Source organism: Shewanella sp. MBTL60-007, assembly GCF_019654915.1.
Taxonomy (GTDB): domain Bacteria; phylum Pseudomonadota; class Gammaproteobacteria; order Enterobacterales; family Shewanellaceae; genus Shewanella.
Window position 1 is genome coordinate 14,019 of record NZ_BPET01000032.1, and the last position, 23,762, is coordinate 37,780.

20 protein-coding genes are annotated in these 23,762 nt (G+C 44.6%); 5 read left to right on the top strand and 15 right to left on the bottom strand.

Annotated elements, in window-relative coordinates; all coding sequences use genetic code 11:
* Positions 1–127 precede the first annotated feature (127 nt).
* From K5Q92_RS13345 to tkt, 7 genes are all read right to left on the bottom strand, one after another.
* Positions 128–652, bottom strand: coding sequence for a hypothetical protein (locus K5Q92_RS13345; protein ID WP_259649572.1), 525 nt, complete (start codon positions 650–652; stop codon positions 128–130).
* Complete coding sequence (locus K5Q92_RS13350) at positions 645–1,382, bottom strand: CadC family transcriptional regulator (protein ID WP_220769493.1); 738 nt, start codon at positions 1,380–1,382, stop codon at positions 645–647. The genes K5Q92_RS13345 and K5Q92_RS13350 overlap by 8 nt, the downstream gene beginning before the upstream one ends.
* Before the next feature lie 330 nt (positions 1,383–1,712).
* Positions 1,713–2,453, bottom strand: a complete 741-nt coding sequence (locus K5Q92_RS13355; RefSeq protein ID WP_220769494.1) for a YdiY family protein — start codon at positions 2,451–2,453, stop codon at positions 1,713–1,715.
* A gap of 213 nt (positions 2,454–2,666) precedes the next feature.
* Positions 2,667–3,731 (bottom strand): class II fructose-bisphosphate aldolase, encoded by a 1,065-nt coding sequence (fba, locus tag K5Q92_RS13360; RefSeq protein ID WP_028765784.1) that lies wholly within the window; start codon positions 3,729–3,731, stop codon positions 2,667–2,669.
* Positions 3,732–4,046: 315 nt separating this feature from the next.
* Positions 4,047–5,222, bottom strand: coding sequence for a phosphoglycerate kinase (locus K5Q92_RS13365; RefSeq protein WP_220769495.1), 1,176 nt, complete (start codon positions 5,220–5,222; stop codon positions 4,047–4,049).
* 461 nt (positions 5,223–5,683) lie between these two features.
* Positions 5,684–6,703 carry an erythrose-4-phosphate dehydrogenase gene (epd, locus tag K5Q92_RS13370; RefSeq protein ID WP_220769496.1) on the bottom strand — a complete coding sequence of 340 codons (1,020 nt, stop codon included), beginning with the start codon at positions 6,701–6,703 and terminating at the stop codon, positions 5,684–5,686.
* Between the two features lie 217 nt (positions 6,704–6,920).
* The gene (gene tkt / locus K5Q92_RS13375; RefSeq protein WP_220769497.1) at positions 6,921–8,912 is read right to left on the bottom strand and encodes a transketolase; all 1,992 of its coding nucleotides are present in this window, start codon (positions 8,910–8,912) and stop codon (positions 6,921–6,923) included.
* 504 nt (positions 8,913–9,416) lie between these two features.
* On the opposite strand from tkt, the gene metK reads away from it, so the two are divergent.
* Both metK and K5Q92_RS13385 read left to right on the top strand, forming a co-directional pair.
* Positions 9,417–10,571 (top strand): methionine adenosyltransferase, encoded by a 1,155-nt coding sequence (metK, locus tag K5Q92_RS13380; protein WP_220769498.1) that lies wholly within the window; start codon positions 9,417–9,419, stop codon positions 10,569–10,571.
* Positions 10,572–10,668: 97 nt separating this feature from the next.
* The gene (locus tag K5Q92_RS13385) at positions 10,669–11,157 is read left to right on the top strand and encodes a GNAT family N-acetyltransferase (protein ID WP_259649573.1); all 489 of its coding nucleotides are present in this window, start codon (positions 10,669–10,671) and stop codon (positions 11,155–11,157) included.
* 153 nt (positions 11,158–11,310) lie between these two features.
* On the opposite strand, the gene K5Q92_RS13390 is transcribed toward K5Q92_RS13385, so the two are convergent.
* The 3 genes from K5Q92_RS13390 to K5Q92_RS13400 form a co-directional block, all read right to left on the bottom strand.
* On the bottom strand, positions 11,311–12,006 hold the full coding sequence (locus K5Q92_RS13390) for a VC0807 family protein (protein WP_220769499.1): 696 nt from the start codon (positions 12,004–12,006) through the stop codon (positions 11,311–11,313).
* Between the two features lie 557 nt (positions 12,007–12,563).
* Positions 12,564–13,922: a winged helix-turn-helix domain-containing protein gene (locus tag K5Q92_RS13395; RefSeq protein ID WP_220769500.1), complete on the bottom strand. Its 1,359-nt coding sequence runs from the start codon at positions 13,920–13,922 to the stop codon at positions 12,564–12,566.
* A 187-nt stretch (positions 13,923–14,109) separates the two neighbouring features.
* Positions 14,110–16,440 (bottom strand): cytochrome c3 family protein, encoded by a 2,331-nt coding sequence (locus K5Q92_RS13400; RefSeq protein ID WP_220769501.1) that lies wholly within the window; start codon positions 16,438–16,440, stop codon positions 14,110–14,112.
* 922 nt (positions 16,441–17,362) lie between these two features.
* Here K5Q92_RS13400 and K5Q92_RS13405 point away from each other — a divergent pair.
* On the top strand, positions 17,363–17,899 hold the full coding sequence (locus K5Q92_RS13405; RefSeq protein WP_220769502.1) for a DUF3016 domain-containing protein: 537 nt from the start codon (positions 17,363–17,365) through the stop codon (positions 17,897–17,899).
* Between the two features lie 265 nt (positions 17,900–18,164).
* On the opposite strand, the gene K5Q92_RS13410 is transcribed toward K5Q92_RS13405, so the two are convergent.
* Together K5Q92_RS13410 and K5Q92_RS13415 are read right to left on the bottom strand one after the other, a co-directional pair.
* The gene (locus K5Q92_RS13410; protein ID WP_220769503.1) at positions 18,165–18,515 is read right to left on the bottom strand and encodes a hypothetical protein; all 351 of its coding nucleotides are present in this window, start codon (positions 18,513–18,515) and stop codon (positions 18,165–18,167) included.
* An 8-nt stretch (positions 18,516–18,523) separates the two neighbouring features.
* The gene (locus K5Q92_RS13415) at positions 18,524–19,081 is read right to left on the bottom strand and encodes a GNAT family N-acetyltransferase (RefSeq protein WP_220769504.1); all 558 of its coding nucleotides are present in this window, start codon (positions 19,079–19,081) and stop codon (positions 18,524–18,526) included.
* Positions 19,082–19,390: 309 nt separating this feature from the next.
* Here K5Q92_RS13415 and K5Q92_RS13420 point away from each other — a divergent pair, with 309 nt between their 5' ends.
* Complete coding sequence (locus K5Q92_RS13420; RefSeq protein WP_220769505.1) at positions 19,391–20,341, top strand: GGDEF domain-containing protein; 951 nt, start codon at positions 19,391–19,393, stop codon at positions 20,339–20,341.
* Positions 20,342–20,999: 658 nt separating this feature from the next.
* Here the strand turns inward: K5Q92_RS13420 and K5Q92_RS13425 are convergent.
* On the bottom strand, positions 21,000–21,209 hold the full coding sequence (locus K5Q92_RS13425; protein ID WP_220769506.1) for a hypothetical protein: 210 nt from the start codon (positions 21,207–21,209) through the stop codon (positions 21,000–21,002).
* Positions 21,210–21,287: 78 nt separating this feature from the next.
* Between K5Q92_RS13425 and K5Q92_RS13430 the strand changes: the two genes are divergently transcribed.
* On the top strand, positions 21,288–21,701 hold the full coding sequence (locus K5Q92_RS13430; protein WP_220769507.1) for an META domain-containing protein: 414 nt from the start codon (positions 21,288–21,290) through the stop codon (positions 21,699–21,701).
* Between the two features lie 206 nt (positions 21,702–21,907).
* On the opposite strand, the gene K5Q92_RS13435 is transcribed toward K5Q92_RS13430, so the two are convergent.
* A complete protein-coding gene (locus K5Q92_RS13435; protein ID WP_220769508.1) occupies positions 21,908–23,206 on the bottom strand; it encodes a dicarboxylate/amino acid:cation symporter in 1,299 nt (432 codons plus the stop codon).
* A gap of 169 nt (positions 23,207–23,375) precedes the next feature.
* Entirely contained in the window at positions 23,376–23,696 is a 321-nt protein-coding gene (locus tag K5Q92_RS13440; RefSeq protein WP_220769509.1) for a hypothetical protein, read from the bottom strand.
* Positions 23,697–23,762 lie beyond the last annotated feature (66 nt).

Genomic DNA, 23,762 nt, shown 5'->3' on the forward strand with positions numbered 1-23,762 from the left:
TGTTACGAGTGATGAAATACCGACTCAAAAGCCTAGATAGACCCTTTGTAGTCTAACCTATATTTTACGGTTTGTAGCTAGCACTTGTTGGCAACAAAAGTGAATGGAGCATTGAGAGAGACTACTGCTAATTAATTTTGCAAGTCCATAAACCATTACCGGGCTGCACCTGCACAGTGACGACTTGGGCAGCTTTGTTCATCTCAAGTACCTTAACTAAAAACGTCTCACGCTTTGCATCACCTAACACCTGTTCCGCAAGCTTAACAGCATCATGCTGCAACTGATTCTTTTCCGTTTGTAACAACCTTAAATATTGGCCTTTTACTAAACTCACTTCATAGGTCAGAATTGAGTCCTTAAGCTGCTTAACCGTTCCGGCAGCAACAAGGCTATTAGTTAGCTTCTCCCCTTTAAAAAAGTTCATCGCCACCTCGACACCACGACCAGTGTTTTTCAGGATCAGTTGCTGACTGCCCTTGTCCCCTTCTCCAACACGATAAATATCTGAATTACAGGTCAGCGTCGAGTTAATATCTGGATCGACGGTATGTTCAAGAAACACACACAGACCACAGATAAAGGTGAGGGTTGCTAATACCGGTGTAGACTTAAAACCTGAAAATGCACTTTTATTCATTAACTTATTCACAAACTCCAGCCTCTTTAAGCCAGGCTAAGTCCATAAAATTCCAATCATCATTCACATTTGTGACTTTTAGGTTTCTACACGCCTTGCCGTCATCGGCAATATTATTCATTACAAATTGCAAGACATCACCGTTACTCGAGGGAGCGACATAAATCCGTTGCCACTTTTGCTTGTCACACTTTGCCAGTTTTTGAGCAAACTCTTTAACCCGGCTGTGATAATTATCTCTATCTTCATCGGAGGCATAAATAGGAACCAAGATAGACTCGCTGCCGGTAATCTTAACTTTACCGGGCACAGATAAACGAATGTCAGAAGTCGTTGTAAGGTTCATGGCCAAAAAGATAATTAAGAAAATACCAAGAATAAGGCACAGCAGATAATTCTTAAGTGAAACCGAATGTAATGCACGATTTAGTATCGGCCTATCTTTGGCGTTGATATGCAGCAGATACCCCTGCTTTGCAATAATCTCGATCCATGATGCGTGTTCCGCACCGAGAAAGCGCTTAATATTTTGTACCGCTGTCGCGATATCATGGTGGGTCACAATCTCAGGCAAAAACGTATCACACATTGATTCAGTAGATACAACTTTACCTCTGCACGCCAGCAGCTGATCGAGTACCAAAAACTCAATGTTAGATAATTTAAACGCAGAAGTTTTTTCAGAGCCAATATGAATCAACTCCCTTAACTCTACGTCAAACCTGTATGGACCTATATACACGTTAACAACTCTGACTTAATCACTGACAAATAGTTTACTGACATTCTCGCTGAGAGTCCGTGATAAAATCGCTTGAAACGGGTAATGGATTTTGCTTTCGTGAGGTCTAGCACACTAATTTTACTGTCTTTTAAGCAACAAGCGATACACTTAGATACATAAACAAAAAACAGGTTAATACCTAGACAAAGCGAAATATTTCGACGCCCAAAACAACATCAATAACAAAACAAAAAGGCACCCTCATGGTGCCTTTTGCTGACAATTCTTTACAATTTGAGCAGCTATAGTCGATTTTTAACAGGCTATATAAGCCTTTTGTCAACAGGTTTAAAAAGCGTATAACAGAGTCATGTTTGTCTCTGTATCTGTGCTTTCCTTGTCATCTAATGGACTGTCATTGTAACGTACGATCACCGCGAACTTCATTGCCAATGCGCCAACAATATTAGCTGTAATTGCCGACTCAGAACGGCCCTCTAAACTATCGCCGTAATCGGCAACAAATAGCTGAGTAAACTTTGAGGTTTCACTGAATTCATAGGTGAAGTTAACCGCGCCGTGGGCTACAACACTATCTTCGCTATCATAACCTAGCAGAGCAGTTTGCTCATCATCCAGTTTTTTATAGATGTAACCAGGACCAACCTCAGCACTTAAAAACATCTTGCCGCTGTCGATAAACTTATGACCGTAACCGGCAGAAGCAACAGCCTTATAGTCATAACCTGTAAACGGATCGACTTCGTAGTTGCCAGTGATATACATATAGTTCTTGTCATCGAACTTGTAATCCCCTTGAACACCACCGTAGTATCGCTTGGCCGTGACCTCACCAGTATCTTCTTTATATAAGCCTTCGATTAGGTATTGATTCTCCCAGTTACCCAGCTCCTGCATCATATTCAAACGCCCCTTCACTGAAGAGGTTTCGGTGTTACCCGTCGTGAGTGTTGCACCAAGCTCAGCCTCACCAGCGAAGGTCTTATCACCTTCAACAAAATCAGCACCTGCGTGAGCAGCAAAAGGAGCCGCCATTACCACTGCCATAGCTGTGAGCATTCTTCTCATATTATTTAGTACTCCGTTCACCTAATTCCCTAAAAATCGGCGCAATATTAACATTTTGCCCTAATAATTGAAAATGGCAGATACAACTAACTTATATTTGTGGGGGGACCCAGCATTTATGCGCGAGGCTTCATGGGGGAGAGGTAAAAAAATACCTGCACATTGGCAGGTATTTTTATAAGCAAGCCTAAACAGACTGCGACAATATCAGGGTTATTTGATCTGTGGATCTAATTCGCCTGACTGGTAAGCCTTATACATAGCTTGTAGTGACTTAGGCTTGATCTTAGAGCCCATACCCGCACAGCCGAATGCTTCGTAACGTGTGGTACAGATATCTGCCATCGCCTCCATTGAAGCCTTCAGGAATTTACGTGGATCAAATTCAGCTGGGTTTTCAGCAAGGAACTTACGTACCGCGCCAGTCGATGCTAAACGTAGGTCTGTATCGATGTTCACTTTACGCACACCGTGCTTAATACCTTCAACGATCTCTTCTAGTGGTACACCATAAGTTTCTGGGATAGCACCGCCGTATTGGTTAATGATCTCTAGCCACTCTTGCGGTACAGAAGATGAACCGTGCATTACAAGGTGAGTGTTAGGAATACGCGCGTGGATCTCTTTGATACGATCGATACGTAATACATCACCGGTAGGCTTACGGCTAAACTTGTATGCACCGTGGCTAGTACCGATAGCAATTGCTAGCGCATCAACATGTGTATCAGCAACGAAGCGAGCCGCTTCTTCAGGAGTGGTAAGTAGTTGATCGTGGCTCAAAACACCTTCTGCGCCAACACCATCTTCTTCACCCGCCATACCCGTTTCTAAGCTGCCAAGACAACCGATTTCACCTTCAACAGAAACACCACAAGCATGAGCGAAAGCCACTGTACGACGAGTCACATCTACGTTGTACTCATAAGAAGCTGGTGTCTTGCCGTCAGCCATCAAAGAGCCGTCCATCATCACTGATGACATACCTAACTGGATAGAACGCTGACAGATATCAGGATCGGTACCGTGGTCCTGATGAATACAAACAGGGATATCTGGGTACTGCTCAAGTGCAGCAGCCATTAAATACTTAAGGAACTGTGGACGTGCATACTTACGTGCGCCAGCAGAAGCCTGAACGATGACAGGGCTGTCTGTTGCTTCGGCAGCTTGCATAATTGCGCGCATCTGTTCAAGGTTATTCACGTTAAACGCAGGAACGCCATATCCGTGCTCTGCTGCGTGATCTAACATTTGACGTAGGGAAATTAAGGCCATTTTTTACTCCAATAATAGGGTGAGTCGCCTCACCAAGGTCACTATCGTTTGGATGGATTTTTATGCTCTAACGTTTCCAGTTCTATGCTGGCTAACACTAAAGCGGTTACTTTTAATTCTGAGTGTTATTTACAGTCGTTAAATACAGCTTTTTATTCGCTTTTATTATCGCTGTTATGCACAACTATCAGCACTGTTTTGTTGGCGGCTAGTGTAACCCCGACAAATGTCGATTTAAAGCCCGCCAACATACAGTTTGGTAATTATTTGGTAACTGCTCATCGATTCGTATCAATTAGCAGCAGATCCCATCAATTACTGTCCGCGGCTCTCAAGCATTGCCACAGCAGGAAGCTCTTTACCCTCTAAAAACTCAAGGAAAGCACCGCCACCCGTGGAGATATAAGAGACTTTATCAGCGATATCATACTTATCGACAGCCGCTAATGTGTCACCACCACCCGCAATAGAGAAGGCGTTTGACTCGGCAATCGCTTGAGCAATACGCTTAGTACCTTCACCGAACTGATCAAACTCAAATACGCCAACAGGACCGTTCCAAACAACCGTGCCAGCATTTTTGATGATTTCAGCTAACGCTTCGGCGCTGTCAGGACCGATATCGAAAATCATATCGTCGTCAGACACATCGCTAACATCTTTCAATGTTGCAGCCGCTGTTGGGCTAAACTCACCTGCAACAACCACATCAGTTGGTACAGGGATATCGCCGCCACGGCTCTGTGCATTAACAACAAGGCGCTTAGCTTCGTCGATTAGATCCGCTTCAAAAAGTGACTTACCCACTTTGTGGCCGGCTGCGGCAACGAAAGTGTTGGCGATTCCGCCACCAACTACAAGTTGGTCAACTTTAGTTGAAAGGCTTTCAAGTACAGTCAGTTTTGTTGAAACTTTTGAACCACCAACAATAGCAACCATTGGACGAGCTGGGTTATCAAGTGCCTTGCCTAAAGCCTCAAGCTCACCGGCAAGCAATGGACCAGCACACGCGATTGGTGCATGAAGACCAACGCCGTGAGTCGATGCCTGAGCGCGGTGAGCGGTACCAAATGCATCCATCACATAGACATCACAAAGTGCAGCCATCTTCTTAGATAGCGCTTCATCGTTCTTCTTCTCACCCACGTTAAAGCGAACGTTTTCGAAAACAACCACTTCACCCACAGCGACTTCGATACCGTCTAGGTAGTCAGTTGCTAGACGTACTGGGCAATCGAGTGCTTTGGTTAGGTAATCAACCACAGGCTGCATAGAAAATTCAGCGTTGAATTCACCTTCAGTTGGGCGACCTAGGTGAGACATCACCATTACCGCAGCACCTTTCTCAAGGGCGAGTTTAATAGTCGGTAGAGAGGCGCGCAGACGTGCATCACTTGTGACTACGCCATCGCTTACAGGTACGTTTAGATCTTCACGAATAAGCACGCGCTTACCTTGAAGGTCCAAATCTTTCATATTAAGAATCGCCATTTAAATGCTTCCTTATTGCTTAAGTTAAAAGTTAAAATTAAAAATAAAACAAATCTTGTTCATCGACCGCAGGGACAAAACACCTGTGCACTAGGTTCTAGAGCGTTCGCAAGCTCACTTCTAGGACGCTTCGCTGCGAGGACGGGCTACGCCCTGCTAGAAACAGCAAAAGCCAAAAGCGTCAGACTATTATCTTTGGTTTTCCCGCTTTTGCCTTTCCGGCTTTTCCGGCCTTTCCGGCTCTATCCGTCTCAGCCTTTCCTAAGACCTAGACCCTAGAATCTAGGACGCTTCGCGGCTAGAGCGGACTACGTCCTGCTAGAAACAGCAAAAGCCAAAAGCACCACCTTTACTATTTGTTATCTTTTGCTTTTCCGGCCTTTCCCGCTTTATCTTTTCCAGCTTTTCCGGCTTTTCCGGCTTTTCCTGCCTTTCCTAGATCCTAGAACCTTCTTTTAAACCTAGGACCTTCTTTTCGCCTTTATCATCTCTAAACTGGTATCGAGCATACGGTTCGCGAAGCCCCACTCGTTATCACACCACAGCAGTAGCTTAACTAAGTGGCCATCGCTAACGCGAGTCTGGGTGCCATCGACGATGCTAGAGCGTGGGTCGTGATTAAAGTCACAGGACACCAATGGTTCGTTAGTAAAACCGACAACGCCTGAAAACGAACCTTCACTGGCTTGCTTGAGCACTCGATTAACCTCTGCAATATCAACGCGCTTGTTAAGCGTAACGGAAAGGTCGATAGCGGTAACGTTAATCGTCGGCACCCGCACAGAGATCGCTTCAAACTTATCTTTCATCTGCGGCAAAATGCGCTCAATACCACGGGCAAGCTTAGTATCAACTGGAATTATAGACTGCCCTGCGGCGCGAGTACGGCGCAAGTCATCATGATAGGCGTCAATCACCTGCTGATCGTTCATCGCAGAATGGATCGTGGTAATGGCACCACTTTTAACCTCGAAGTGCGTATTGAGCACATCGATTACCGGTACGATACAGTTGGTGGTGCAGGAGGCGTTAGACACAACTGTATGTTCGGCTTTGAGTAAATCTTGGTTCACACCATAGACAATGGTGGCATCGACATCACTTGATGATGGATGACTGATCAGTACCTGCTTGGCACCCGCTTTGATATGAGCTTCACACTCCGCTCTGTCATTTAACACGCCTGTGGCCTCGTAGACGATATCGATATCCATCTCTTTCCAAGGCAGGTTTTCTGGGTTGGGCTCATGCAGTAGCTTGATGGCATCATCGCCAATAAGCATATGTTGGTTTTCAAACTTTACTTGGGTGTGGAATCGACCGTGGGTAGTGTCGTACTGAGTCAAATGAAGCATCGCTTCTGGTTTTGCCAACTCGTTAATCGCCACAATCTGAATACGGTCGCGTTTTGCAGACTCATACAGTGCACGAAGAATTGAACGACCAATACGGCCGTAGCCATTTATAGCGACTCTGATCATGTAAGCTTTCTATTCCCTTTAATAGCTCATTTATTGATACGACAACGGCCTACCTCGCTAGGTAAGCCGTTGTATCATAAATGCTTAAAGTAAAAAACACTTAAACAGTTATTCTGTATCTTAGAGCAGTTTTTCGATGCAATGCGCATAGCTAGCCTAGCGCTAGAGCGAGGGCTAAGCCTGACCATTGCATCATTTGCCTTAACACAGCTGCTGGTTATAGACCGTTAACGGTTGCTACAACGTTTTCAACGGTAAAGCCGAAGTGCTTCATCAAGTCGCCACCAGGAGCTGACTCACCGAAGGTTGTCATGCCCACAACAGCGCCGCCGAAACCAACATACTTATGCCAGAAATCAACGTGAGCCGCTTCAATCGCCACACGCTTAGTCACAGAGCTTGGCAGTACAGATTCTTTATAAGCTGCATCTTGCTTGTCGAACTCGTTAGTCGATGGCATAGATACAACACGAACCTTCTGGCCTTGCTCAGTCAATGCCGCAGCAGAATCAAGAGCAAGTTGTACTTCAGAGCCTGTGGCGATAAGGATCAGATCTGGTGTACCAGCGCAATCACTTAGTACGTAACCACCTTTAGCCACGTTAGCTAGCTGCTCAGCACTACGTGCTTGAGCTGGCAGGTTTTGACGGCTAAATACTAGAGATGTAGGCGCGTTACGACGCTCAATCGCATTCTTCCAAGATACAGCTGTTTCAGCCGCATCACATGGACGCCATACGTTCATGTTTGGTGTCATACGTAGGTTAGCAAGCTGCTCAACTGGCTGGTGAGTTGGGCCATCTTCACCTTGACCGATAGAGTCGTGGGTGTAAACGAAGATGTTTTGGATGCCCATCAATGCAGACATACGTACTGCGTTACGTGCATATTCCATGAACATCATGAAAGTTGCGCCGTAGTTGATGAAACCACCGTGTAGCGAAGCACCGTTCATGATACCGCTCATACCAAATTCACGTACACCGTAGAAGATGTAGTTACCAGCTGGATCGTCTTGAATACCCTTAGAGCCAGACCAAAGTGTTAGGTTAGAGCCTGCAAGGTCAGCAGAGCCACCTAACATTTCAGGTAGGATGGCACCAAATGCACCAATTGCATTTTGTGATGCTTTACGGCTAGCGATACCTTCGGCTTTATCTTGACACTCTTGAATGAAAGCCTGTGCCTTCTCTTCGAAGTCAGCTGGTAGTTCACCAGTGATAACACGGCGCTTGTACTCTGCCGCTAATTCTGGGAATGCAGCTTCATAAGCAGCGAACTTTTCGTTCCAGCTAGCTTCGCGTGCAGCACCCACTTCTTTAGCATCCCAACCCGCGTAAACGTTTTCTGGGATTTCGAATGCACCGTGGTTCCAACCAAGGAATTCACGTGCAGCAGCGATCTCTTCATCACCTAATGGTGCGCCGTGACAGTCGTGGCTGCCAGACTTGTTTGGTGAACCAAAACCAATAGTGGTTTTGCAGCAGATCATTGTTGGCTTGTCAGTAACAGACTTAGCTTCTTCGATTGCCGCACGGATAGCATCGCTATCGTGACCGTCTACGTTGGCAATCACATGCCAGCCGTAAGATTCGAAACGCTTAGGCGTGTCATCAGTGAACCAACCTTCTACGTGACCGTCGATAGAGATACCGTTGTCGTCCCAGAAGGCAATTAGCTTACCAAGACCTAGGGTGCCCGCTAGAGAACATGCTTCGTGAGAGATACCTTCCATCAAACAGCCATCGCCTAGGAAGCAGTATGTGAAGTGATCAACGATATCGTGACCGGGCTGGTTAAACTGTGCAGCCAGTGTCTTCTCAGCGATTGCCATACCTACGGCGTTACTGATACCAGCGCCTAACGGACCCGTTGTGGTTTCAACACCTGGTGTGTAACCGTATTCAGGGTGACCTGGCGTTTTAGAGTGAAGCTGGCGGAAGTTTTTCAACTCTTCCATTGGCAATGCGTAACCTGTTAGGTGTAGCAAAGAGTAGATAAGCATAGAGCCGTGGCCGTTAGAAAGGATGAAGCGGTCACGATCAACCCACTCAGGGTTGTTTGGGTTGTGCTTTAGGAAATCGTTCCATAGCACTTCAGCAATATCAGCCATCCCCATTGGTGCACCTGGGTGACCAGAATTGGCTTTTTGAACAGCATCCATGGTCAATGCGCGGATTGCGTTTGCGAGTTCTTTACGAGATGACATGCTCTCTCCTGCTTCGTTTTGAGGTATTGAGGCTTAGATAAAGACAAGGGCCGCAAATTTGTATTTGCTTTTCCCTTCCCTACAGCAAATTTTGGAGCCATATTTTCGCCTACTAGGCAGTAGGACGCAAATTTAATTCGCCCAGAATGAAAAATATTGGCTGATTTTGCGTACTTGAATAAAGGTTAAGCAACTTAAGCTCATCAAATGGCTGCCTTTATCAGCTAAAGACTCTTTTTCAGCGCCTGCGTATCCTTGAGTTGGTAAATTTAGATCATTTCATAGTGAGAACAAGCTTAATAAAAACCTTAAAATCCCCTTAATTTACAAAAGGCTAATCTAAACCATAACAACCGCTTGTCATATGTCTACTAAATAAATAGCGCGCGTGACTGCACAAAATTTAGTGAAAGGGGTGTCATCGACTCGGATTTACACTAGAATAGCCGTCTAGATGTAGATACTTCTACACATTCAAATTGTTTAAAGACGAGATTTTCCATCATGGCAAAGCACTTGTTCACCTCTGAGTCGGTCTCAGAAGGTCATCCAGATAAAATCGCCGATCAGATTTCTGATGCGGTACTAGACGCAATTTTGGAGCAAGATCCAAAAGCTCGTGTAGCATGCGAAACTTATGTCAAAACTGGCATGGTTATGGTTGGCGGCGAAGTTACCACTTCTGCTTGGGTTGATATCGAAGAGATCACCCGTAAGACAGTGCGTGACATCGGCTACACTCACTCAGACATGGGTTTTGATGCAGACTCTTGCGCAATCCTAAACGTGATTGGTAAGCAGTCTCCAGACATCAACCAAGGTGTTGACCGTGCAGACCCTAAAGAGCAAGGCGCTGGTGACCAAGGTCTAATGTTTGGTTATGCCAACAACGAAACCGACGTGCTAATGCCTGCACCGATCACTTACTCGCACATGCTAGTTAAGCGTCAGTCTGAAGTGCGTAAAGACAAGACACTTCCTTGGTTACGTCCAGATGCGAAGAGTCAGGTGACTTTTGCTTACAACCCAGATGGCAGCATTGCCGGTATCGACGCGGTTGTACTTTCAACTCAGCATTGTGAAAGCGTTAGCCAGTCTGATCTGATTGAAGGCGTAATGGAAACCATCATCAAGCCTGTACTACCGGCTAAGTGGTTATCTAAAGACACTAAATACTTCATCAACCCAACTGGCCGTTTCGTTATCGGTGGTCCAGTAGGCGACTGTGGTCTAACGGGTCGTAAGATCATCGTTGACACATACGGCGGTATGGCACGTCACGGTGGTGGTGCTTTCTCAGGTAAAGACCCATCAAAAGTTGACCGTAGTGCAGCATACGCAGCACGTTACGTAGCTAAGAACATCGTTGCAGCAGGTCTAGCTGACCGTTGTGAGATCCAAGTTTCTTACGCGATTGGTGTTGCAGAGCCAACTTCAATCAGCATCGAAACATTTGGCACGGCTAAAGTGGGTGAAGAGCTATTGATCGACTTAGTTCGTCGTCACTTCGACCTACGCCCATACGGTCTAACAGAGATGTTAAACCTAGCTCGCCCAATCTACCAAGCGACTGCAGCATACGGTCACTTCGGTCGTGAAGAGTTCCCATGGGAAGCGACTGACAAAGCTGAAGCACTACGCGCTGACGCTGGTCTTTAATCGTTATCGATTAGTGCGGCGTTGTTTATTCAACGCCAATAAAAAACCGCCTAAGGGCGGTTTTTTAATGTCATAATTTCGGCTTCCAGCAACAATAGTGAGTATTAAAGTGCAATTAACTTGGTTAGCGCCTGATGAACGTATCGAGGTGAAGAAGTTCTACCGCCAACACATGCCTTATGCACGCTTGTTGCAGAAAGAGTCCATCTGCGTGTTAATCCAAGATAACTGCACTTCGGCTAATGACGTTGAACTATCTTCTTCTGGAGCCTCTTGCTCAAGCATTACTCTTTCTAAAATCATTGCCAGTGCGCGTATTCGGCCTATTGGCCAGTTAGCTATTTTAACTGGCATGTTAGTGCATCCCGATTTTCGTGGCCAAGGTGTTGGGCATCAGTTGATGCGAGAACTTTCATCCGTTATCAATAACGGCAAGACTTATATTTTTGCCTTAGCGCATTTAGAAGGGTTTTATGCACAACATGGGTTTAGTGTCATTGCAGATGCGCCCAATGATATTCAACAGTTGTTTTTGAAATATCAGAGGGATAGCGAAAGGTTGGTGTTAATGGGATTAACCCCATAAATCCTGTTAGTTAGACTGCGTCTAACAACTAAAGTCGTGGCCATGCCACTTATCAGGCTGCGCCTGACCAAAGTCGTGAGCTTCCAGCCCACGACTTTTATCAAACGAAGTTTGATTACCCGCTAGGGTGTGGGAAACATTCCCACATCACCATTATTGATTGGCTAAAACCTCTTCCAGCTTAAGCCCTGTCAGATCTCGAATCGTACGCCATAAATAATAAAAGGTGCCCATCATCATCAACATAGATGGCACAGCAATCATTGGGTAACTGTATAAGCTCAATTGCCCCAACTGTTCATTAAACTCAGGGGTGCCGGTTGGGCTAGTCACAATCCATTTAGCCAATACATAATTCATAACGGCAGAGAAAGCGAACGATCCGGCAACCAAATAGGTGGCCGTCATGAGTCGCTTTTCAAACGCCGCCACACAGTTGTTCTGTTTAAGCCTATCATTGATTTTATCAACATCCATCACCGCCGGATTAAAGACAAGGGCTTTAATCAATGGCTTAGAAGTAAAGGTCGACAGCACAACAGCGGTACCGATAATCGCTGGAATTGCAGCCTCTTTGATTGCCAACCACTTAAGATCAAGCTCTAGTAAACCTATACCACCGGTTAACAGCACATTGGCTAAGCCAAGCAAGGCGATAAAATTAAACTTCCTGTATTTGACCAGCTCAAATACGCCCCAGCCTAGCGGAAAGCTTAACGCCAACATTAAGCCACCACTCGCGCCTAGCTGATCATCACCACTTAACTTCATTAAAATAAAAGCCGGGATGGCGATACTCACTAACAGGTCAACCATAGGCCGAGGTTTATGTGTCGATGTACTACTCATGTGTTGTTTTCCAGGCGAAGCATGCAAGCTTCGAAAAAATTTAAAGATAAAAAACCACTGCTGTTGCTTCTATGATACCAAACTACTGCCTCTATGGTGCCAACTCTATAATTCTAGGCTAGCGCATCTATGATGCCAGCTTAGTACTGAATAGCGTATAACGCCGTAAAAATATCTTGCTCTACATCACGTGTCACTCTTCAATAAGTGGGAGCAAAGAGCTTTCTAGTCTGGATAGTCATTGCTTACTGAAATCAAACCAATCGTAAACCCACAGAAAACACTAACTCACCATCAGCTGTATTAGGCAAGTTCGAATAAACATAAGCCCTCTATCTAATATTTGTAACTGCGTCTGGAACGCTAAGGGATGACTCTTTTATCTCTCACCAAAGCTTGGAGAGTCACAGCCGTAGCCGTATCTAGGCTAAGTTAGAAATGCAGTATTATCTGGCGTCTGAGTTACTCACTGTAAAACCTCACTCTAATCCAGATTTGTGCATGACAAAGCAAACAAGTTACACCAAAACAATTACGAACCAGCTAAAATCAATTCACTACAAGGAGACTTGCTCTCTGTGCGCCCAAACCATGGTTTCTCCCCATAAGGGTAACATCCATACTCCGCTGTCTTCATCTTGGTAAACTTGCCTAATAACCATCTGCTCATTTTGTAAAACGTTCTTACGAATTTCTCGATAGATAGTTGCAGACTCTTTTGAAACTTCCTGTGGACTAGTAAAACTGTATTCATCCACATCAACTAAAAAGGTTTTCACCACTTTGCCATCAACAACCGATTTGTTCAGCTTAAAGTCACCACTAAATTGATACCTAATCGAGATCTCTCTGAGCAGATCATCAGTAATACAAGCCGCTGCGACTAGCTTACCTCGATTATTTGCATCGAATATCATCGACAATCTCACATCGGCTCTGACGACATTTTTCGTATCAGAGTAATAATAAACATCAGCCCGATAAACATCTTCCACGATTCCTTTATCGTCTGATTCAAATTGATCGAGCAAAATCTTGTTATATGTAACCTGCTCCATTCTCAATTTGGTATCTGCCAGCCATTGAATATCAAGAGGAGTTAATGGTGCATCAGCAGTTCTTACTAAGTTAAGTGGCTGCTTATCACTGCAAGTACTTTCAAAGTCATTACACAAAGCAACTGACTCGTAATAACCATTATCATAGGTAAATAACTGCTTCTCACTTGAAGCTGGCAAGACGCTTTCGTAGTTAAACCAATTCGCAATCAACTTATCTAAACTATTGGTCTTTTGAGAAGTTTCATTTAACTGCGAGTCTAAGAAAACTTTATTGACTAAAGAGGATGTATGCGCAAACTCAAGATTGTGAGTGGTAATGGCAGCTACTTGAGGTTCAGTAAGGAGTGAAAGGTAGTTCACCGCTTTCTTGAGCCCACCAGTAAAGTGTAACGTGATAATAAGCCCTATCATTACGAATGATGCAGCCCATGTAAAACGATTGCGGTAATTAACCGTCGCTCGTCTATCAGCTAATTTATTATCAATATTGTTCGTGGATGCCTGCTGTTTTTCAGATGCAGGCGCTATAGGTTTATCTTCTGTGTTTGCATTATTTTCATCAACTATACATAAGCTATAGCCATAGCGTGGAATATTCTTCAACTCAATGTCAGTTTGCGATATTAATTTTTTTCTTAAACTACTCATGCACTGAGTTAGAGAAGAAGGGGCTACAATACGTCCAGGCCAACCAGCAATATTTAATTGCTCCTTACTCACGACTTCACCAACGTGGTGGACAAGGCACTTTAAAACTTCTAATTCAGCAAGAGAAAGAGCATGGCGTTCCGAGGTCTTCAGATCAACTAAATCTCTTGCATCTAAATCTATAATTAAAAATTTTGTTATTTTCACAAGCTAACCTCTTTCTCCAGCAATCCTTAGCGTTTCCCTTCGGTTATTCTATGTCTTCATCACTCATTTAAACCTGACTTGAACTGAGGTTTTAGAAAAAGAGTTTAGACTTTGTTAATAAATGTGACCCTGTTAAAAAAAGGCCCTAGCAATATTGCTAGGGCCGAATAAATGCAGGGTTCAAACGCTATTTAAGGTTATGAGATTCCTTCAGGTTATTCAGATTATGACAAACAGCACACGACTCTTCTCCGGTATACTCATTGAGTGCCACACCGAACTGTGCACCGTTTTGCTTCATATGGGCAATCACCTCATTACGCACTTGGCGACGATCTTCTCCCTCTTCAGCGGCACGTTTACCGTGACAGCTTAGGCACACTGCTGCAGTAGGCGAGACATAAGCATCAGCTTTTGCATCAACCGCATAGCGACCATTGATAGGGTTAGTGGGATCGGTGTATGTGTCCATGTAATCAAGATCCAATGCCAATGGCTTACGGCCTACAAGATACTTGGCATCGTAACTATCGCCCTTATGGCACTTAGCACAGTTTGCCAGATCAGCTGAGTACTCGACATTACGTCTCCAGCCTTCGCCGCCCTGATTAGCACGATTGTTAGCATGCATAGAGTGGATCCACACTTTTTGGTCTGGATGGCTCATTGTAAGCTGTTCAACGTAATCACTGTCACCTTGCTTGGTATGGGCATCACGGATCACTTGAGTTGGAGGCACGTTAGCATTATGGCAAGCCATACACTCTTCAGCTGCGTTTGATGCAGTCGTCCAGTCTCGTTCACCGCGAGGCATCAAATTCTTAAGCAAGATCTGTTCTTCACTGTCAACATTACCTGATACGCAAGTGGTTCCATGAAACTCACTATCACCCGCTTTAGAATGGCAATTTCGACAGTTTAATGTCATCTGTACAAAACCATCTTCGGAGGTCGTTGTACCATGACAGTCGCCGCATAATTCGTTAGTCACCACTTCGCGACGTGGACGCTCAGGGAGCAAGCCCTTGTTGTCGAAGAACTCTAACCAGTTATATCCTGCTGCACCATTGCTCCAGTCTGTCTGACCATCACAGTCCATGATGTTTTCACCGCTGGCATCCATACAGAACCAGATCCTTGGGGTCACTATGCCGTAGTTATCACTAATATCCCCTTCGAACTCATCTTCCATTTCAAATGGCCCGATCTCGTAGGTTGTCTTGCCATTCTCATAATTGAGCACGATAGGCTTGTCTGAGTAACCAGGATACGGCCCCTTATTAGTGTGAACTCGTAAGATTTTACCGCGACCAGCAGCAACATTTTCACCGAGTCCCATTCCCATATCTTGACCGCCCCAGTTTATATAAAACTCGGCGTAATATAGGTACTTAACTTTATCAAGCTGCTCATTACGGCTGTTGCCATCTTTATCTAAAATATCAACAGTCAGCTGCACGTAAGAACCTGGTGTCCCTTTATTTTCATCCGCTTGCGGTGCAGAAACCATTTTTGCATCAGTCACAGTTAAATGGAGATTTGCACGACGCTCATTTTGCCCTTGGTAGGTCGCTAAATGCAGTTTCTCGATAACCTCTGGAGTATGACAACTCGCACACTGGCTATTATCTGCATAAGGCCAATGATTTACCCCTTCCTTAAAGTCGACATCGCTATGGCACGTTACGCAAGTCTCAGCTGTTGGCACCATTTTCCAATTTGCATAATCTGTTGCCTGCTCATTTTCAGAATGGCAATTATCACACCCACCAACAGGTGCTGAAATCACCCCAATATGTGCTTCATGAGCCAGCATTGGGAATACTTTGCTCATATCACTTACTTTGTTATCTGTATGACAAGCTGCGCACGTTTCTACTTCGGTGTACTTTCCACCATGAATTGCAAAGTCATCATGGCAACTGCCGCAGTTTTGGTTGTTGACAACATTTTTGGTGTAATGTGCTGCTTCACCTTGTCCACTAAAATCAACATGTGTATTTGCATAAGAAATTTCGGTAGCACCGACGGCTTCCCCACCCGTGCGGAGCACTAACCTCAGGGTTTTGTCATCAGTAATTGTAAAAGCGGACTCGGTTGTAACGTCCTTTTCAAAGCGATAGGTATAGCTGCCATCTTGATTATCAACCAGAGATCCACATTTTGAATATTTGCTAGCAGGGCATGCCTCTGAGCTAAGCAGCTTCCATTGACTCGCGTCCCCTTCAACTCCTTGCTCTAGCCCCGATAAAATAAAACCAAAATTCTGTAACCCGACAACGGGTAAATCTTTTTCATTGGTTACTGTAAAAGTAATATCTGACTGAGCACCTACAGAAATGGTATCCACTGCAACGGTTAATGCTTTCGCATCTGTTGCTACTGGGATCCCCGGCTTTCCTGGAATACCAGGATCACCATCTTTACCATTCTCACCATCATCGCCAGAACAGCCACTTAACAACAACCCGATGAGGGTTGCTAATGTTGCAACTTTCATATCGAATATTTTCATCATCAATTCCACTCACTTATGTTTAGCCCTCTTAAACGGGGCAAGTGAAATTTATCGAACTGACGACAGATAAAGTGTGACTACCTCGGTTGCAATCCTCGCAATGTTACTCAATGCGAGGCATAGCTCAGAACAATCGTCTTAAGTTAAAAATTAGATCCACATGGGGTTGCAACAAGATAATCATTTGATGCAAAAATGTTAAACTCGACTTTATTTGTGTGATTGTTAGCACGTTGCCATCTAACAAACGTTAACAAAACGCTGAAATGTTCCCAATTGATAGGATTTAGCTTAAAAGTGCCATAGATGCACTAAGGCTGAATAACCCAATAACGATTCAATTTAATATTCACTGCTTTGATTAGTTGCATAAAACTAATACCAATCAGTATAAGGATTTGATCAGCTCAGAACGATTTTTGGCAAACTAATTCAAGGCGAATAGCTGCAATAATGGTTATTCCCTTATAAATCTATTCAACGCAGAAGTAGGCAGCCAAAAACGTTCCAGACTGGCGAGTTTTAGCGATTCTGATGCTATGTTAACGAACTTGAACGTAGAACAACTATGCTCTTCGCTCGTTGCCTTGCCTCAAAACCGCTAAGCTCTCGCTGAGTGACTAAATGTTTGTACTGATTGGTATAATATTCAAAGGCCGCTAAAACGGATAAATAAATGCGTTAGCAACAGTATTTTTACCTAAGAGAAAACCACAAGCTGGGGCAGTGCTCTCCCCCTTGACTCTACTCGTTAGCAGTATCGATGAAGCGCCGCAAGATTAATTGTTAGCAGTAGTCTAACTTTAAGTTCATAGGAGGTTTGATTGCTTAAGTTGTTGGGCGTAGTCTTATTAAAGTTCAAATTCGCTAAATCAAAAATCTGAGTTATAAATAGATAGACCTGAACTAAAACGGAGCAGTTATGAAACACTTACTAATGACAGTAATCGTTGCCGCGACATTAACAATAAGCGGTTGTGCTCAACAACAGGAGCCCACTGAGCCGCAAAACTTTCTCACCAATGATGGTAATGTAAATATCCTTTGGCAAAGTACCAATGATTACAGCGATATTGAAGCCAGTGTTGGAGTGCAATCAAAGTTTGAAAAATACCTGTTTGCCGAGCTGACTAAAGAACTTGGAAAACTCGCGAATAAACACTTAGGTGCCGACCAACAGCTCGACCTGACCGTGACAAACGTAGACTTAGCCGGCGATGTGCAACCAACTTTTGGTGCATCCACTGACGATATTCGCGTAGTTACCGATCTCTACCCGCCCAAAATTCATTTTGATTACGTATTAACTCAGAATGGAAAAGTCATAAAATCAGGAAATGAAAAACTCAATAACATGGGCTTCTTAACGGATATCCAGCCCATAGGCAACGACCCTTTCCCCTACGAGCGCGACTTGCTCACCGATTGGTTTAAAAAGACAATAATGCCTGTATTATAATCCTGTCGAGCCCGGCTAAGGTCGCTCAGCCACTTCTATCGCGGCGGCCTAAATTCTTTCGAAAAAATGATTCTATTGAAGCAGACTCTTTTGAAGTAGGAAGTCTTTTGAGACAGAGTGTCTTTTGAAAGAAGTCGCTAAGGGAGTAGTTGACTAACTCCCTGCTCAACCAAGTGTGAGCTGAAAGCCCACGGTCTTTATCAAGCGCAGCTTGCTAGCGTTAGAAGCTCAATCATTTGTAACAACTAACAGCCATCAAACTCCATTAACAATGGTCAAAGTGTGCATTCTCCATACACATAAACTCCACCTGTTGCATAGAAAGTACTGGTGGCTGCAGCACCTGAATCGACTCGGCTGCAATCGCTTCTAAATCGACAATCTCATCGATTTGATTACCGTATGAGTTAGTGCGACCACAATAAATAAAGTGCTTTTTCCAGCGCACCAGATAAGCACTTTGCTGCTTACCATCAAAGAGAACCTCAGCCTCAAGAGCGTGACACTCTTCGCCCTTATCGGTTAACACTGCCACAACTAACTTCAAATTATCAAAAGCCGACAAGTTTAATGTTAGGTATGGCGTAAAGATTGAGGCGACTGATTCAGATAACATAAAGATCCTTAGAAATAGCTTTCGCTAGTGGGTAACACTAATAAGTAATAATCACGACCATCGAAGCTGATGTAATCGATAACTTGCATACCGCCTTTTCGAGTATGAGCTGCGAAAGAGCCCCCGTTATCTTCAGCGATAAAGGTCAGCATATAAGATAACTCGTTGGCGACTATCTTTTTAAGGAAAGCCACTAACGCTTCAAAAATGCCTTGCCCACGATGACGACTATCTATCCATATTGGGCCATACTGACAACAATTTTTCTCTGTCAACTTGGCACGCTCATAATCGAGACGAGGCAAACGATTAAGCAGATTTCGGTAGATAGGCCACTGTTTGAAGAAGGACCAACGACCAGCAATCACATAACCGATAATCTCCCCTTCAACCTCAGCCACTACGACCCAATGCTGATTAACCAATGTGGTTAAGTCTGCCTGAGTGAAAGACTGTCCTTGTAACGAATTATCACGCTTATCGGCCGCTAACTCATCCAGTAAATGCTTCTGCTCCAGAGCGGCCAGAGCGGTAATGTCCGCAGCCTTAGCTCGTCTAATCTTCATCTGTTTTATTCATCTGTTTTATCTAGGCTCACTCTACATACTGTGCAGCAAAAACACTAATTTGTCGCCGATTATAGCTGAATTAAGATTGCTGTCGTTAGGCTTCAAATTATCGATTTTCACCAATCATGGTATCTGCCATTTATAAACGGCTAACCAAGAGATCCGATGAGCATAACTTATACAAACAGAGATCAAGATTTCACACTTTTAACATTTATCCAACCGACAAAAGCCAGTATAGTTATTCGACAATTTTCGCGTGATAAAACCAGAACACGGCCCCAATAAAAATAAGTGAGCCCAACCATGTTAGCCCCAAAAATCAATCATAATAGTTGGCTACGGGAAATGGATCATCCCGCCATTAACCTGCCTCGATGGCAGCAGCAAGTCGATTTAATTAGCGACCTTTATCAATCTAAAAACACCCTCATAATCCAATCTAATGGCAAAGATGCGCAGATCATTTGTAGCCAAAAGATCCCCAATAGCAGCTTAACCACGGGAGCCATGCTTCAAAGAGAAGGGCTTATTGATGCCATCTGCGACAGTGTCAGCTATGGATTAACCCCATTAGACACTGTAAAAATCGGTGGCAGTTTTACTGACTTCCGTAAACTGTTAGTGCTCAAACTCAATTGGCCAGATGGGCGACTTTTTGGGTGCCTAGTCATTTGTGATCCAGCCAGCGACTGTATGACTGCCACTTCAGCAGCGGTCTGTGACTCCATTAAGGCGCTGCTCCAAGGTGAACTAAAGCAGATGTACCTGATGGGGCAATTGCAGAGACTGTCGGTGCAAGATGAGTTTACCTGTATGCTCAACCCCTACGGATTCAACCTGATGGCGCCGAGACAACTCAGCTTAAGTCGCCGCTTCGGTTCTCACGCCGGACTGATCGTCTTAGAAGATCAGCCCTCGCCGCAACTTCATCAAAAATATACCGAGTCTCAACGCACTCGTATTATTGCTCGGATCATCTCCGATAGCATGCGAGAAGCCGATATATCTGCCAGACTGCAGAGCGATCAATTTATTATTCTCGCCTTCGTCGATAACGAATCTAATCTCGATAGTTTGATTGCACGCCTGCGTAAACAAGTACACAAAGAGGCACCAGAGATAAACCTAGTTGTCGGTAAGAGCTTTTTTACACCAGATACACAGTTGTCATTAATCCCTATGCAGCAAGAAGCTATCGCAGATTTAGAAAGAAATCGGGATTCTAGAAAGAAGGGTCTAGGGTCTAGGCTCTAGGTGCTAGGGCGCTTCGCTTCGAGGACGGGCTACGCCCTGCTAGGAAAAGCAAAAGCGTCAGGCTGTTATCTTTGTTCAGCCGTCTCAGCTTTTCCGGCCTTTACCGTCTTTGCTCTTCCTAGGGCCTAGGATCTTTCTTGGCTTTTCCTAGAACCTAAGGCCTGCTTTTCCTAGAACCTAGGGCGCTTCGCTTCGAGGACGGGCTACGCCCTGCTAGGAAAAGCAAGAGCGTCAGGCTGTTATCTTTGGTTTTCCCGCTTTATCTTTTCCGGCTTCAGCCGTCTCAGCTCTTACCGTCCTAGCCTTTCTCAGCTTTAACCGTCTCTGCTCTTCCTAGAACCTAGAACCTAGGACGCTTCGCGGCTAGAGCGGACTTCGTCCTGCTATACAATCAAAAGCTGGCGCAGTGTTTTTTATGTAGGTTGGGCTTTAGCCCATCAAGCTTACGGTTTTATGGCCATTGTTGACGGCATAAATGCCGACCTACATTAAAAAAAGGGCCTAGGGCGCTTCGCTTCGAGGACGGGCTCGCCCTGCGAGGAAAAGCCAAAAGTTATCTTTGCTCTTCCCGCTTTATCTTTTCCGGCTTCAGCCGTCTCAGCTTTTCCGGCCTTTCTCGGCCTTTACCGTCTTTGCTCTTCCTAGAGCCTGCTTTTTGTTATTTTTGCTTACGCGCCCAATCTAAAAACAGCGCGATAGGGAAAGGTGACATCATCACCATGCCGAGGCCTGACAGGCTCGCAATCATAACCATTCCTTCAACTCGCTGTGACATATCGGATAGAAAATAGATGCCCACCGCACATAGCAACATACTTAAACCTAACCAATGCAATATTTTTAGCGGTTTTATTACACTTTTTTCCACTATAAGTCGCCTTTTCTCTGTTGATTTTGTACTAAAATACTCACAATATATTGATATTAATCACCTTGGATCCCGAACATGATAAAACAATCCTTAATCGTAGCAAGTTTGCTATTGGGTTTAACTGCTTGCCAGTCGACTTCTCCAACTCAAATAGAGGATTTAGCTATCGAGGGCACATGGCATATTGAGTCTGCAAATGGCCAACCTGTCATCGATTACAGCCCAGCCCAACTGACGTTTGAAGCCGAAGGTAAACTCACAGGCAACAACAGCTGCAATAACTTTTTTGGTAACTATGTACTAGCCGGCCAATCGCTACAACTACAACCTGCAGGTAGCACAATGAAAGCCTGTGTTGATGCGCTAATGGCACAAGAGCAGCGCGTTATGCAAGTGATGCCAGCCGTCACCCAAGCCCAGATGGCTAACGGTAAACTCCTGCTAAAAGACGCCGATAACAAGACGATCTTAATACTGAGCAAGATGTAATTACTAAGCTAGATCTGGCATAACGACGATTTATTATCTTGAGAAAGTCGTCCATGGCAAATCGCCATAAATGTTCCAGACATAACGACGATTTTTTGCCATCCATGGCAAATCGCCATAAATGTTCCAGACATAAAAAAACCGCCATTAAGGCGGTTTTTTATTGGCTCACCATTAGAGATGAGCCTGAGTTTTGCTCGCTAGGATTAAGAGCTTAGCTTCTCAGCCATCTCAGCACTCTCTTCGGCATTAGCATTATAGTGCTCAACATCGATCTCACCTTCTGATTTAGCAATCACGGTTGTTGCCACTAGGTCACCAGAAACGTTCACTACGGTACGTGCCATATCCAAGATACGGTCGATACCAGCAATTAACGCAACACCTTCAAGTGGCAGACCCACAGTGGTCAATACTAAGGTCAGCATAACTAGACCCGCACCAGGGACGCCCGCAGTACCAATAGACGCAAGCGTTGCCGTTAGAATGATGGTGATATAGTCGACCCAAGTCAGATCGATACCAAATGCTTGAGCAACAAACAGCGCAGTCACACCTTGATAAAGTGCGGTACCGTCCATGTTGATCGTGGTTCCTAAAGGCAGGACGAAACTTGAGATCTTCTTGTTCACGCCTAAGTATTCGCTGGCACATTTCATACTCGCTGGCAGCGTGCCTGCAGAACTAGATGTAGTGTAAGCCACGGCAATCGCGTTACTGATCCCTTTAAAGAACTGCATAGGATTTAACTTGGCAAACACGACTAAAACAAAGCTGTAGAAACCGACTACATGTAAGAAACAGCCGATATATACCGCAATAATGACTTTGATCAGTGGCATCAGCATATCGACACCATACTCACCAGCTACCCATGCCATCAAACCAAACACACCGTACGGTGCAAGCTTCATCACCAAATCAGTTAGCTTGTACATAGCTTCTGCAAGGCTTTCGAACACCTTGATAGCAGGCTTACCATGCTCACCAATCAGTACAAGGGCAATACCGAGTGCTACGGCGAATACGATCACCTGCAGGATCTGTCCACTGGCTAGTGCTGCAATCGGGTTAGTCGGCACGATATCGATCAAAGTTTGCATCACCGATGGCGCTTCTTTGACAACGGCAGCTGTCTCATGAGGTACCATATCTAGGCCTGTACCCGGCTGCATAAAGTGACCAACCGCTAGACCTAAAGTGATCGCGATTGAAGTGGTACCTAAGTAGAAAGCGAACGACTTGAAACCAATGCGACCCATCTTGGCCGTATCTTGCATTGAGGTAACGCCTACAATCAAAGAGCAGAAGACCAGAGGCACAATCAACATCTTGATAGTATTAACAAATAACGTTCCAATTGGTTTCAAGTAGGTCGCCTGCTCACCCAAGCTAACCCCAGTTAAAATACCTAATAGCATACCAATCATGATCTGTAACCACAGAGGCACAGACATCCAGCTCGACCACACTTTTTTCACCAGCGAAGGTTGTTGACTTGACATATTTAAACCTTGAAACGATTGAAGGAAGGACTACCAGCAAATTACTAGCTCAAAAATAACGCGGCAGTTTAGCATAAGCTTTAGAAGCGAGAGATGATCTGTATCACGCTGATACATTCCATGGATTAGTCACAACAATAACTACTAGCTCATTGAGAAAATCGTAATTTTAGGCATCAAATTTTGAGTTTTTCTCATTTTTAGTGAAATGCATTCTATGAAGTGCAGCCGGTGGCTGATCGCGTTCCATCAAGTAGCTCCAATATGCATCATCGAAGCCAGAAAAAATCTGCTTTTTCTCTGCACGTAAGATAATCCACCACCAGACGAGCCCCCAGACACCGAATGTGAGAAGTGTCAGAGCAAAGTGCCATACATGCCTAACCTGCTCAGACTGAACAACAGGCTGAGACAGGACTGTCGACTCTGGCGAAGCTGTTGACTCTGTGGAGTTTACAGAGCTTGAAGCTGTCGGTTTCACCTTTTTCATCACCACTCCAATACTATGAAGGCCATAAAAAAAGTCTAGCAGAGTTCGACTTTAGTCGAATAAGAA

What these genes read in the sequence shown, in the direction of transcription:
- K5Q92_RS13420 (WP_220769505.1), top strand. Translation starts at nt 19,391, where the DNA reads ATGTTAGCCCCAAAAATCAATCATAATAGTTGGCTACGGGAAATGGAT.
- K5Q92_RS13355 (WP_220769494.1), bottom strand. Translation starts at nt 2,453, where the DNA reads ATGAGAAGAATGCTCACAGCTATGGCAGTGGTAATGGCGGCTCCTTTT.
- epd (WP_220769496.1), bottom strand. Translation starts at nt 6,703, where the DNA reads ATGATCAGAGTCGCTATAAATGGCTACGGCCGTATTGGTCGTTCAATT.
- K5Q92_RS13410 (WP_220769503.1), bottom strand. Translation starts at nt 18,515, where the DNA reads ATGTTATCTGAATCAGTCGCCTCAATCTTTACGCCATACCTAACATTA.
- tkt (WP_220769497.1), bottom strand. Translation starts at nt 8,912, where the DNA reads ATGTCATCTCGTAAAGAACTCGCAAACGCAATCCGCGCATTGACCATG.
- K5Q92_RS13440 (WP_220769509.1), bottom strand. Translation starts at nt 23,696, where the DNA reads ATGAAAAAGGTGAAACCGACAGCTTCAAGCTCTGTAAACTCCACAGAG.
- K5Q92_RS13400 (WP_220769501.1), bottom strand. Translation starts at nt 16,440, where the DNA reads ATGATGAAAATATTCGATATGAAAGTTGCAACATTAGCAACCCTCATC.
- K5Q92_RS13415 (WP_220769504.1), bottom strand. Translation starts at nt 19,081, where the DNA reads ATGAAGATTAGACGAGCTAAGGCTGCGGACATTACCGCTCTGGCCGCT.
- K5Q92_RS13435 (WP_220769508.1), bottom strand. Translation starts at nt 23,206, where the DNA reads ATGTCAAGTCAACAACCTTCGCTGGTGAAAAAAGTGTGGTCGAGCTGG.
- K5Q92_RS13390 (WP_220769499.1), bottom strand. Translation starts at nt 12,006, where the DNA reads ATGAGTAGTACATCGACACATAAACCTCGGCCTATGGTTGACCTGTTA.
- metK (WP_220769498.1), top strand. Translation starts at nt 9,417, where the DNA reads ATGGCAAAGCACTTGTTCACCTCTGAGTCGGTCTCAGAAGGTCATCCA.
- fba (WP_028765784.1), bottom strand. Translation starts at nt 3,731, where the DNA reads ATGGCCTTAATTTCCCTACGTCAAATGTTAGATCACGCAGCAGAGCAC.
- K5Q92_RS13405 (WP_220769502.1), top strand. Translation starts at nt 17,363, where the DNA reads ATGAAACACTTACTAATGACAGTAATCGTTGCCGCGACATTAACAATA.
- K5Q92_RS13365 (WP_220769495.1), bottom strand. Translation starts at nt 5,222, where the DNA reads ATGGCGATTCTTAATATGAAAGATTTGGACCTTCAAGGTAAGCGCGTG.
- K5Q92_RS13430 (WP_220769507.1), top strand. Translation starts at nt 21,288, where the DNA reads ATGATAAAACAATCCTTAATCGTAGCAAGTTTGCTATTGGGTTTAACT.